This window comes from Brumicola blandensis (genome assembly GCF_031846165.1).
Classification (GTDB): Bacteria; Pseudomonadota; Gammaproteobacteria; order Enterobacterales; family Alteromonadaceae; genus Glaciecola; species Glaciecola blandensis.
Map to the genome: position 1 here is coordinate 1 of NZ_JAVRIE010000004.1, position 12,585 is coordinate 12,585.

At 42.3% G+C, this 12,585-nt stretch carries 11 protein-coding genes; 7 read left to right on the top strand and 4 right to left on the bottom strand.

All coding sequences use genetic code 11. The annotated features are described in order from the left end of the window. A partial coding sequence (locus tag RM544_RS10515; protein ID WP_489752806.1) for an EF-Tu C-terminal domain-related protein occupies positions 1–259 on the top strand: 259 nt, incomplete at its 5' end. A 99-nt stretch (positions 260–358) separates the two neighbouring features. Here the strand turns inward: RM544_RS10515 and RM544_RS10520 are convergent. Beyond that, entirely contained in the window at positions 359–925 is a 567-nt protein-coding gene (locus RM544_RS10520) for a GspH/FimT family pseudopilin (RefSeq protein WP_311361752.1), read from the bottom strand. 139 nt (positions 926–1,064) lie between these two features. Here RM544_RS10520 and hrpB point away from each other — a divergent pair, with 139 nt between their 5' ends. Beyond that, positions 1,065–3,563, top strand: coding sequence for an ATP-dependent helicase HrpB (hrpB, locus tag RM544_RS10525; RefSeq protein ID WP_311361753.1), 2,499 nt, complete (start codon positions 1,065–1,067; stop codon positions 3,561–3,563). A 4-nt stretch (positions 3,564–3,567) separates the two neighbouring features. Here the strand turns inward: hrpB and trhA are convergent, their stop codons facing one another. Together trhA and RM544_RS10535 are read right to left on the bottom strand one after the other, a co-directional pair. Beyond that, the gene (gene trhA / locus RM544_RS10530) at positions 3,568–4,230 is read right to left on the bottom strand and encodes a PAQR family membrane homeostasis protein TrhA (protein WP_311361754.1); all 663 of its coding nucleotides are present in this window, start codon (positions 4,228–4,230) and stop codon (positions 3,568–3,570) included. A gap of 121 nt (positions 4,231–4,351) precedes the next feature. After that, entirely contained in the window at positions 4,352–5,485 is a 1,134-nt protein-coding gene (locus RM544_RS10535; RefSeq protein WP_311361755.1) for a Kelch repeat-containing protein, read from the bottom strand. Between the two features lie 562 nt (positions 5,486–6,047). Between RM544_RS10535 and RM544_RS10540 the strand changes: the two genes are divergently transcribed. From RM544_RS10540 to RM544_RS10555, 4 genes are all read left to right on the top strand, one after another. After that, positions 6,048–6,248: a hypothetical protein gene (locus RM544_RS10540; protein ID WP_311361756.1), complete on the top strand. Its 201-nt coding sequence runs from the start codon at positions 6,048–6,050 to the stop codon at positions 6,246–6,248. Positions 6,249–6,597: 349 nt separating this feature from the next. Continuing rightward, a complete protein-coding gene (locus RM544_RS10545; RefSeq protein WP_311361757.1) occupies positions 6,598–8,577 on the top strand; it encodes an alpha-amylase in 1,980 nt (659 codons plus the stop codon). Positions 8,578–8,744: 167 nt separating this feature from the next. Next, on the top strand, positions 8,745–9,800 hold the full coding sequence (locus tag RM544_RS10550; RefSeq protein ID WP_311361758.1) for a CNNM domain-containing protein: 1,056 nt from the start codon (positions 8,745–8,747) through the stop codon (positions 9,798–9,800). 146 nt (positions 9,801–9,946) lie between these two features. Further along, on the top strand, positions 9,947–10,399 hold the full coding sequence (locus RM544_RS10555) for a DoxX family protein (protein ID WP_311361759.1): 453 nt from the start codon (positions 9,947–9,949) through the stop codon (positions 10,397–10,399). 47 nt (positions 10,400–10,446) lie between these two features. On the opposite strand, the gene RM544_RS10560 is transcribed toward RM544_RS10555, so the two are convergent. Further along, positions 10,447–10,890 carry a hypothetical protein gene (locus RM544_RS10560; protein ID WP_311361760.1) on the bottom strand — a complete coding sequence of 148 codons (444 nt, stop codon included), beginning with the start codon at positions 10,888–10,890 and terminating at the stop codon, positions 10,447–10,449. A gap of 218 nt (positions 10,891–11,108) precedes the next feature. Here RM544_RS10560 and nhaD point away from each other — a divergent pair, with 218 nt between their 5' ends. After that, positions 11,109–12,530, top strand: coding sequence for a sodium:proton antiporter NhaD (gene nhaD / locus RM544_RS10565; RefSeq protein WP_311361761.1), 1,422 nt, complete (start codon positions 11,109–11,111; stop codon positions 12,528–12,530). Positions 12,531–12,585: the final 55 nt, after the last annotated feature.

Genomic DNA, 12,585 nt, shown 5'->3' on the forward strand with positions numbered 1-12,585 from the left:
ATACGTACTAAGCAAAGACGAAGGTGGTCGCCACACTCCTTTCTTTAAAGGTTATCGTCCACAGTTCTACTTCCGTACAACTGACGTAACAGGTGCTGTAGAGCTACCTGCTGGCGTAGAAATGGTAATGCCTGGTGACAACTTGAAGTTCCACGTAGAATTAATTGCACCAATCGCGATGGACGAAGGTTTACGCTTCGCAATCCGTGAAGGTGGCCGTACTGTAGGTGCTGGCGTAGTAGCTAAAATCCTAGACTAATATCTTTTCGAAGATAATAAGAAGGCGCTCAGTGAGCGCCTTTTTTTGATCAGAAAATAGAGAAGGCATAACGAGCGACTACAATAACAATCGCAAATACTATAGATAACAACTTAGTTCTTTCCCTGCGTTTGTTTCATGAATGCCATTTTCATCTCTGTCTTTGCTTAAACTCAGTTTCCCCTGCAGGCTAATTGTGAGCAATCGGGCGTATTTCGCCTCTGAGTTTTCAGGACACACTTTTATACTTGCAGGGCTAGCGGTTACACCGCTTTCATAAAAACGAATGAGCTTATTCCTGCTTGATACTCGAATGCCATTTTCTGACACTGACTTACTGGTCAGTAAGACTTCATCTGGGTCTCGATATTGATTGTGATTATCGTCAAAGAATATGATTTTAGGCGCATCCCAATTAGAACTGCATGTGCTGTAGTCTTCTGCGGGGCATAGCACTACTGTACCTTCCTGCTCAATAGCTTTGAAGCGAGCAAAACGCATCAAGGCATTTAACTCATTCACTTCTGCAGTCATTCTCGCCTTAGTCAGAATAGAGACGAATGACGGCACGCCCACTGTGCTTAAAATGGCGAGTATGCCAATAACAATCATCATTTCCACTAGGGTGGTTCCGTGTTCACTGTGCTTTTGTGTTTTTAGATTCATGTATTTCCATCCTTGGTTTTTACATCACACAAACAACATTGTATTCTTGTCGCCAGCTTTTCATACTGAACCAAAGATGGTTTCTAATAGCGGTGACTATTCGTTCTAGTCGCAATCGCTTTTCACTACTTAGGCGCTCATGTTACCCATCACCGACATCTTTTCTGAACTAGATATCACATTAAGCAGTGGCGACCATATTATTGTAGCCCCGCCGGGCGCTGGAAAATCAACTGAATTACCATTGCATCTGTTAAAACACCCTTCTTTGAACGATCAAAAGATCTTAATGCTACAACCTCAACGGATCGCAGCTAGAAGTATTGCCCAATATCTAGCGGGACGATTGAATGAAAAAGTAGGTGACACGGTGGGTTATCGCATACGAGGAGAAAACCAAACTTCCAGTAGTACCCGTCTAGAGATTGTCACCGAAGGTGTGTTGACTCGCATGCTCCAATATCAGCCAGAACTTACGGGAATTGGTCTGATTATTTTCGATGAATTTCATGAACGAAATATGCATGCAGACTTCTCGTTAGCATTATGCTTAGAGGTTCAACAAGCCTTGAGAGAAGATCTTCGCCTTATCATCATGTCGGCGACTCTTGAGGTGAGCGCTTTACAAAGTTTATTGCCTGAAGCGCAATTATTAGAGGCTAAAGGTCGCTCGTTTCCCATCGATATTCAATATACAGGGAAAGTGTCAAACAAGGAGCTGAGCCAAACAGTAGTCAATACTCTATTAGATGTCCTTCCAAAACACGAAAAAGATATTCTTGTGTTTCTGCCGGGCGCTTATGAAATTAATAAAGTCGCTGGATTGTTATCAAAATGCCTTTCTCAAGATAACGAAAACCATGCGTATTCAATATCTAAAATAGACATACACTGCTTGTATTCTGAGCTTAACAAACAAATGCAGGATGCTGCATTAAGACCTTCTCAATCAGGGCGGCGCAAAGTCATACTAGCAACTAATATTGCGGAAACGAGTTTAACCATCGATGGTATTGAGGCTGTCATTGATAGCGGTATAGAAAAAAAAGCAATTTACGATTTACGCCGAGGCTTCACTCACCTTGCCTCGCAAGCGATTTCACAAGCATCAGCAAGTCAAAGGGCAGGAAGAGCCGGGAGATTGATGGCGGGTACGTGTTATCGAATGTGGGACAAAGAAACGCACCATCGACTGGCTCGCCAGTCGACACCAGATATATTACAAACGGAAATTTCTTCGTTCTTACTGGAAGCTCTAGTGTGGGGGAGTGACTTTTCCGATTTAGCATTATTGGACACACCGTCTTCTGCGCAAATTGCACAGGCACGCGATACACTTCGCGGTTTAGGCATTATTGATGAGCGAGAAAAGCTCACTTCCCTAGGTAAAGTTGCGCATAATCTCGGGGCGAACCCAAATATCGCAGTAATGTTGCTGAAAAGTAAGAAGCTAAGTGAAGCACACGTGAGTTTAGCTTGTGCAATAGCTGCTTTATTGGAAAGCAAAGATCCTATGCCAGACTCACCATCTGTTGAATTGCAATTACGTTTAGCTTTTCTATTAGAAAACCGTTCTCACCCAATATGGATGTTGATTAAACAATGGCAACGAAAAGCACATTCAACTTTACATTCACCCTCAGAAAACTGGCCCTTAGAAGATTGTGGTTTGCTGCTGGCATTTGCATTTCCTCAATGGATTGCAAAGCAACGATCTAGAGGCTTGTATTCAATGGCAAATGGGAGTGGTGGTGCACTGAAACTGCAAGATCCGCTTTCTGAAGAACGCTGGTTAGTGGTTGGAAATATGCATACAACCGAACATCAATCGGGAGATGCTATCGTACGCTTGGCGCAAGCCCTAAGTTTATCGCAGATTGACGCCTACTTCAGTCATATGGTGAGTGAGCAAGAGTTGGTGCAATGGAATGAAGAGAAACAAAAAATACTAGCTGAAAAAGTCGTGTTTCTAGGCAAAATCAGAATGCATAAACAGCCGCTGCCTCAAGCTAGCCAATCGCAGTTAAATAGTGTTTGGGAGCATCTGCTTCTTGATAAAGGCATTCATGCCTTGCCCTTTGACGATCGCACAAAGCTTTTGATAGAGCGGGTCAAATTAGCGAAGTCAGTCGATGATGCTTTTCCTGATTTTTCTGAACAAGGTCTCTTAGCCAACATAGATACATGGTTTACACCTTATCTCCAAGGGCTAAAATCGTGGAAACAGATCGGCCAGTTATCCTTCTATCAGCAACTCCGACAATCGATGGACTACGCAATACAACAAAAGCTAGATTCTTTACTACCTGAAAGCATCGATATTCCAATAGGAAGAAAGGCGAAGCTAGACTACCGGGATAACAACAAAGTCGTATTGTCGGTAAGAATGCAGGAACTATATGGCTTACAGACACACCCCTGTTTACTGAATGGAAAGTTGCCAATCACTATCGAACTTCTGTCGCCAGCTCAACGGCCAATTCAAACGACTGAGGATATCGTAGGTTTTTGGAGCGGCAGTTACCGCGAAGTACAGAAGGAAATGAAAGGACGCTACCCGAGGCACTTTTGGCCCGATGAGCCAATGAAAGCACCCGCTACCAGCACTACCAAAAAGCGCATGGAGCAAAAGCAGTAGGGCTTTATTTTACGCCTATCACGTAAGCATAAATTGCATAGAAATGGCATACCGCGCCCAATAGTACAAAAACATGCCAAATAGCATGAGTATAGTGTTTGTGTTTGGCCATATAAAATGGGATACCCAGACTATATGCGACCCCGCCAGCAACGAGGAAAACAAAGCCTGTGGTTTCCAATGCATTAAAAATCGGAACGATAATGAGCAATGCTAGCCAGCCCATTACAGCATAGGTTGTGACTGCTAAGCGAGGAAACCTATCTTTAAAGATGGCTTTAAAGCCGACGCCTAGCAATGCCACTGACCAGATTGTGATCGTGCTAACCGTAGATACCCAACCTTCTATGGCGACAATCAGGAATGGCGTATAAGTACCTGCAATTAATAAGTAAATCGCAATATGGTCGGCGCGCTTAAGAATAGGTTTAATTTGTTCATTGCTCACCCAATGATACAAAGTTGAGGCGCCAAATAAGAGGATCATTGACGCGCCAAAGATAGCCGATGCGCTTAATTCAGCGACACTATTACTTTTCAAAAGCAGCAATAATGTGCCCACAATAGCAAAGGCAAAGCCAACGAAGTGACTAAGCGCATTTAAGGCTTCTTCAAGCTGACTATAATGAGTCAACTTAATTGGGGGCGGATTTTTTATATCAGACAACGAGAACGACACTTAGCGTTTATTAGTTTCAGCTTACAATTGTACGCTGAAACTGTAGATTATAAAAGTGAAGTTTTTTTGACAGCCTTAAACTGGATTATAAGCTATATTGAATCTTCTCTTAATCTATCTCGATAACATTCACGGCTGATGTCACCGTTTGATTTTGCTGCATTCCACCAACCGTGACTAAGAAGGCCTTACTATCCGTGTTGGGATCTATCTCTTTATTTTTGATTAGCAAAGCTGCGCGATGATCCATACTGGCTATATCTCGAGTTTCGATTGTCCATTGATTTGCGCTTAAATCATAAAACCAAAGGGCTGAAGAGGGAGCGGCAGGGTTTCCATCATAACCAATTCCATTGTAGTTATAGGGCGTGTTACTACCTCCATAAAAGAACACTCCTTCGTGCTGTTGTGAGCCAATCGCAGCCATTCGGTAACGTGCTTTACCGGTAGGGTGCTTTATCTTGCGCCATGTTATTTTTAGATGGGATGTGTGATCTATCTCGCCACGAAAGCAGGCTGGCTCGGGTAAAAATTGCCGTCTTGATTTACCTGCCCATTCAACTTTAACACCATCACATATTATTAGGCTGCTATTGACAATACCACCGGAGTGACCAAAAACGCCCTCACCGGGAAAGGGAGTGGCTTGTCTCCATGTATCCTCATGAGTATCGTACACTTGGACGAGATTGACGTTACCATCATTGTGCCAACCACTGATGATATATATGAATCGTTCTTTATATGCTGCGGCAACCGCGTCATCAACCGGGACTGCCATGTTTGCTAAAGGCGTGTACTTTTGACTTCGGATATCAAAGGAAAAGTTATCAGGACTAGAGATTTCATTGTGCTTGGCATCTACTGTGTAACCTCCAAATAAATAGGCTGTATCATTGATACCGATTGCAACAGAAGCCAAACGTCCTTTTGGTAAGATGCTTGCTGGTACGTCTGGTAGAGCTCGCCAATTTAGCTTACTAGTTCCACCGCTTAAATCCAAAGAAAACGCTTTACTATGCACGTCTTTGTGCGTCTTTTCTTTGCCCAAGCCCATGAAACTTAGCAAATAAACTCGGTCATCCACGCTGATGCTTGCAACGGCATTGTTACTTACTGGTTCGGGTAATGTCGGTAAAGCAATATGTTCATTGGTGGTAAACTCGTGAGAGTTCGCGAAGGTAGTTTGAATCATCGCGCAAACAATTGAGCTTAAAATAAGCGTTCTAAATATCCATTTCATAAGCAATCAAGTGGTGAAGTAATAAATAAAGGATAACCGACTCTGCACAATAACTCTATTAAGCTTATTACATCTGAGGCTCAGAGGAATATTACCAATTGATATGACATTTGTGTCTTCAGGACGCGTATTTTTATCTTGTCAATTGTCCAGCTCAGTATGTTTCAATCTTCTTAAACATGACAGTAGAGTGAAAAGTAAACAGTTTGGTGTAGTTTTCAACTGTTTGTTTTTTATGCGACTTTTATCTTTCTAGTGTTGCTAATTTGCGTCAGCCTTTATCGATATGTGTTGTAAGAGATCAACTTTTAAGATTGTTTGATTTTGACCGTCTAATTTTTAATACATAGGTATTGATTGGTGAAAGTTAATTAGGTATAACAAACCTAGATGTATTCATTTATTTAATGAATGGTTGTTTTTTGACCATCGAAGTCAATCTGATTGCGCAGATTAAGTCGCAACTGTCAGTGTAGTTTTCTGTTCGGTTAAACAAGAATACAAAAATAAGAATAAGCAAGAGCCCGAAGGCTCTGCAAAAAAGTAATCAAGGAAATATGTAATGACCTTATTGACGACTCGTACCCTAACTCGCGCTTTAGTGATTTGCTTGGCGTTTTTCTATTTGTCAGTGATCTCGGAGTTCTTCGATTTCAATATTTTGTCAAAGATCCCTTCTGTGAGCGCAAGCGCCATCGTCGTCACTGCAGCTTTAGTCATTTTTTGGTTAATTTTCTTTGTGAGAGCTCGACATAGGCATTAAGCCTTGATTTAAGCTGTTTTGCTCCCCCTTCAGGCGGCTCTCATCTTTAGCATTTAGTATAAAGCCATGATTTTATTAGTTTAACTTCATGGTTTTTTATGTCCTTTCGTTCTACATACGTATTCATATAGCCAAGCTATCGTTTCTTGCCTATTGTCTCTATCGATTTATTTTTACAATAAATTATCAAGTTGTTTACAAGTTTGCTCGTTTAGGTAGTCGGTAATAGCGTAAATAACTCAATTTAAATATGCGTGAATTACCGATATGAAACGAGCTACTGAGCGGGCACACAACTGCTTTTACCGCGAGTAATGCAACACTTCGTGTCGACACTTAGGACACACACATGAAAATCAATAAATTTATAAGCACAGCGCTTTTTGCTGCGGGTCTGACTGCACAACAAGCTGAAGCTGCTCCAAGCACGTTCGTGCATCTTTTTGAATGGAATTGGCAGGATGTGGCGACAGAGTGCGAGACATTCTTGAGCCAAAATGGATTTGCCGCAGTTCAAGTGTCACCGCCAAACGAGCACATAACCAACAGCGAGTGGTGGGCAAGATATCAACCCGTTAGTTATGTATTGGAGAGCAGAGGTGGGAACCGTGCACAGTTCGTCGATATGGTTCAGCGCTGCAAAGCCGTTGGGGTAGATATATACGTCGATGCTGTGATTAACCACATGGCGGCAGGCGGCGGCACTGGTACTGCAGGTAGTAGTTTTGGCAACAAAAGTTACCCTATTTATTCCCCGCAAGATTTCCACACTAGCTGTCCAATCAATAACTATGGTGATCGCTATCAGGTCCAAAATTGTGAGTTAGTTGGCTTAGCTGACTTAGCCACTGAAAATGCTTATGTTCAAGATACCGTAGCAGGCTTTCTGAACGATTTAGTCAATGTTGGTGTTGCGGGCTTTAGACTAGACGCATCCAAGCACATGCCAAGCGGCGATATCGCTGCAATTCTTTCAAAGGTAAATGGACAGCCATTGATATTTCAAGAAGTCATTGATCAGGGCGGTGAAGCTGTTGGAGCACCAGAATATTTTAGTAATGGCTTGGTAACGGAATTCAAATACAGTGTTGAAATAGGTAATGTTTTTAATCAAGGCAAACTTGCTTGGTTAAGTAACTTTGGTGAAGCTTGGGGCTTTATGCCTAGCTACTTGGCGGTTGTGTTTGTCGATAACCATGATAACCAACGTGGTCATGGTGGTGGCGGTAATGTCATTACTTTTGAAGATGGGCGATTGTACGATTTGGCGAATGTTTTTATGTTGGCCTATCCATATGGTTACCCAAAGGTGATGTCTAGTTATGAGTACTTTGGCGATACTGATCGCGGTGCCCCAAGCACTAATGTTCACAACAATGGAAACTTATCGTGTTTTGGTAATGAGTGGAAGTGTGAACATCGTTGGTCTTATATTGCCGGTGCATCGAAATTCAGAGATGCGACATCTGACAATTTTGCGACTTCAAACTGGTGGGACAATGGAAACAATCAGATTGCCTTTGGGCGCGGAGATAAAGGTTTTGTCGCCATTAACAAAGAAAGTTTTGCTTTAAACGCGACTTTGCAAACAGACATGGCACCAGGAGAATACTGTAACGTCTTGAAGGGCGACATCAATACATCGAACTCAGCTTGTTCAGGTGAAATAATTACGGTAAATGGGAATGGCACTATTAACGCCAGTGTTGCTAGCTACGATGCTTTCGCCATCCATCACGAGGCGAAAGTGACAGGAACAATTAGCAATTTCCAGCGTACCGTTATCTTTATTGAGCAACAAACTGCAGTTGGTCAAGACATGTTTATACGTGGTGGCTTAGATCACGGTGTTGCTGCTACGTTCGGTAAAAACTGTACGGCAAGTAATTATGAATGTGCAATACGCATTCAACACCGCAATACAATAAATGCGACAACGGCACCTTGGAAACTAAACGACAATTACCTTGACTGGTATGGTTTAGAAAGTGGACAAGACTCTGGTGCACGGGGTACGGCGTTGGATTGGACAATAGACAACTGGCCAAATTCTTGGGGTCAAATTCGTCGGGTGATGAGCGATGGTTATGGTGAGGAAGTGCTCAATATTTGGGGGGCTAATCAGTGGATGCTCGACGTAGATATGGCGTGTGAAGACACCTTCAACGGTTGGTTTGAAATAAAAGCTTTCGTTAAAAATGGGCAAGGTTGGGAATCAGACATTACCCAAGCAAATACACCATATGCTTCGAACAATCATTTTGCACAGTGCGGTAAGGTGAACCGATTTGTATTTAACGCAAATTCAGTTGAAGTGCGAAATTTCTAATCTAGTACTTAAAATAAAAGTCCAAGCTTGCCGTCGGTGAGCTTAGGCTTTTCTAAAATACCCCTTGAATCTGATAAAAGAAGACAAAGAATGTATTTAATCAAATGATTATCGTCACTCAGGTGATACAATCATGTTTCACTTTTGAATAATAACGAACTGACACTATGTTTTTGCTGATTGTTTACGTGCTAATCGCACTTGGTTTTTCTTTTATATGCTCTATCGCGGAAGCCGTGATATTGAGCGTTTCGCAAGCTTATATTTCCTTGTTGCAAAAAGAGGGTAAGGCATCAGGCGATTTGTTAGCAAAACATACAAGTGATATCAACAAGCCGCTTTCGGCAATTCTAACACTGAACACGATTGCCCACACAATGGGTGCGGCAGGCGCCGGAGCGCAAGCAGCCGCTGTTTTTGGCGACGCATATTTAGGGGTTATTTCAGCAGTTTTGACCCTACTTATCTTGGTATTTTCAGAGATTATCCCTAAAACCTTAGGCGCTACTTTTTGGCGTCAACTAGGACCAATCACGGCTTACTTCCTTAAATATTTGATCCTTGTTTTGTACCCATTTGTTGTAATGTCACAAAAGTTAACCAGTGGCTTTAAAGAAGACAGTCCACTGAAAGGACTTAGTCGCAGTGAACTTTTAGCGATGGCAGAACTGTCAGGCGAAGAAGGCCAACTAGCCAAACAAGAGTCTCGGTTCCTAAAGAGTCTGTTACAGCTTCATGAATTAACAGTGAAAGATGCTATGACACACCGTACCGTTGTTTTTTCTGCGCCTGAATCAATGACGGTAACCGCATTCATGGATGAAAAACTGCCAACCGAGTTTTCGCGTATTCCAGTCTATGAAGACGATCACCGAGAGAACATTAGCGGTTTTGTGTTGAAGTCAGATATTTTGTTAGCAAAAGCAAATAATGAGCATGATAAAAAGCTCTCAGAAATGACTAACTCGTTACCAACGGTTTTAAGTGATATGCCTTTATCGAGCACCTTTGACCAATTCTTAAAGTCACGTGTTCATATGGTGTTAGTGGTTGATGAGTATGGCGGTTTAGAGGGTATCTTGACCCTAGAAGATCTCTTAGAAAGCCTGTTAGGCATACAGATAGTCGATGAAAGCGATACAAACGTGAGCATGAAGCAACTTGCTAAAGTTATGTGGCGTCGCAGAGAGCGCAGGCTCATGGGAAATGAAGATTCAGAATAGTCAGCTTTGGAACCATTCTAAAAATTAGATAATAAGCTGCTATTTTTAGCGATTTTCTTTTTATTAAATCGGAGTAAATTATCAATCAAGCGCTAAGTCACGAACTACTTAGTACAAGCATTGATAACACTTTGAGGAAATAAATTATGAACACGCTATTACGTCAACACGCTTTTGTCGCCAATGAGTCATTCGCTCCACTCGCACTTCGTTTGGTCGCCGGTATTATCTTTGTAGCTCACGGAGCACAAAAACTGTTCGGCTGGTTTGGTGGCTACGGTCTTGAGGGGACAGGTCAATGGATGGCTTCAATCGGCCTTGAACCTGGCTACTTTATGGCATTGATGGCCGGAAGCGCAGAGTTCTTCGGCGGATTATTTTTACTCGCTGGATTGCTCACTCGTGCGACAGGTCTGGTGCTAGCTGTCACAATGCTAGTCGCTATTTTTGCTGTTCACTTTGAGAATGGCTTGTTTATGTCGAATAACGGATACGAATTTGCATTGGCCTTATTTGCGGTTTCCGTTTCAGTTGCAGTATCTGGAGCAGGTCGCTTATCAATTGATTCTTTGGTGAATGCAAAATTAAACAAAGACTAATATTCGCTAAGTAACTAAAGCCAGTCATTCTTGCTGGCTTTGTTCCCTCACAACTCACTTAAAATATGCTTCCATGCATTCAAATGATTCTGATAATTCTGTTTAAGCTGTTTGGTAACGGCATTGACTTCGCGTAAATCTTCTGGAATTTCACATAGGATCCGCCAGTGATTTAGGGTGTTTGTTGCTGCCGCTGTCAGCTGTGCAATACTGGCATTTGCATGCTTGTTAGTTTGTATTGCATCATCAGTTCGCTGACAAAAAGACTGCAGCGGTGAGTCTGCAATAGGTGCCATTGCTCTAGTGACTTCGTAATCTCGGCGCAGTTGTTGGTAGTGCTCATTACTCGAAGAGATATCACGTCCACTTTGATTGACTTCTTGTATAATAGCGTGCGCATACGTCATTGTGTCGTATGTACTGAGATGTAACTGTTCAAACACTGCCTCTTTTGCCTGCAATCGTGGGTCAACGAACTTCTCATCTGACATACAACACCCCTTACACCTTAACTTGATATTCATTATTCAGCGTTATTATAGATACAAAGTCTAATCAAATATGGATTGAAATCAATGTTCTACATAGAGAAATAGTATACTCTCCGCGCGTAATTTTTCGTCGTAGACCAATGTCTTATAGTGAGTTTTTCATTGTCTGATAAAAAGGCGTCAGCGCATTTCAATCTTTTTAATTTATGGAGTTTCGAATGTTATTTCGATCTATCTGGGTGGTGATTATTTCTCTCGCTATGAGCTTCAATGTTTTTGCTAGCACTAGCGGCTCAAGTGAGGGAGGCAGTTTGATCAATCTTACGATGTCTCCATTGGGATATATTGCTATTGCTATTTTTGTCATTGCTTATGTATTTGTCATTCTAGAAGAGCAGTTGCATCTTCGAAAATCAAAACCAGTGCTCTTGGCCGCAGGTTTAATCTGGATACTCATCGCGATAGCCTATCAAGGACAAGCAGACCACACTTTAGTCGAGCAAGGGATACGCCATAACTTCCTCGAGTATGCCGAGCTTTTCTTCTTTTTGCTTGTCGCAATGACTTATATTAACGCCATGTTAGAACGTGGTGTATTTGATGCGCTGCGTGACTATCTTGTTGGGAAGGGCCTTAGCTATCGTGGCTTGTTCTGGTTAACAGGGATTCTTGCATTCTTTATCTCGCCGATAGCCGACAACCTTACAACGGCGCTTGTGATGTGCGCGGTGATAATGGCAGTGGGTAAGGATAAGCCAGAGTTTATCGGATTGGCCTGTATTAATATTGTCGTTGCTGCAAACGCAGGTGGTGCTTTCAGCCCATTTGGTGACATTACAACATTGATGGTTTGGCAAAAGGGCATTGTTGAATTCTGGACTTTCTTCAATCTGTTCTTACCGTCGGTGGTTAATTTCCTGATCCCTGCTGCGATTATGAGCTTTGCGATTCCACAAGGAAAACCAAAGCAAGATGATGGCGCCAGCGCAATTAGAATAAAAAGTGGTGGACTGGTTATCGTTGGCTTGTTTCTAGCTACCATTGTGACGGCGATTAGTTTTCACCTAGTGCTTCATATGCCGCCTGTTTACGGCATGATGACGGGATTTGCTTATCTTAAAATTTATTCGTTCTTCTTAAAGAAACAATCTACAAATTGGGAGCAGGAGCCAGATAGTTCACCCGGTTCAACGCCACACGGAAGCTATGGTAAATTTGATATTTTTAACAAAATCGCTCAAGCCGAGTGGGATACATTGTTTTTCTTCTACGGTGTGATTATGGCAGTCGGCGGCTTGGGCTTTATGGGCTATCTCGCCGTGACGTCAGAGTTTATGTATGGGCAATTAGGCGCATTGAATGCCAACATATTGGTTGGGATACTGTCTGCCATAGTAGATAACATCCCAGTAATGTTTGCGGTACTGACGATGAACCCGGAAATGTCACAAACGCAATGGTTATTAGTGACCTTAACCGCAGGTGTTGGTGGAAGCTTGTTGAGCATTGGCTCAGCAGCAGGTGTTGCCTTAATGGGTCAAGCCCGAGGTTATTACACCTTCTTTGGCCACCTAAAATGGATGCCCGTGATTGCGTTAGGTTATGCGGCAAGCATAGGCGTTCATTTATTAATTAACTAAACCACCGTTTGTATTTCCTAAAACCGACAAAGTCCATATTTACTATGGGCTTTGT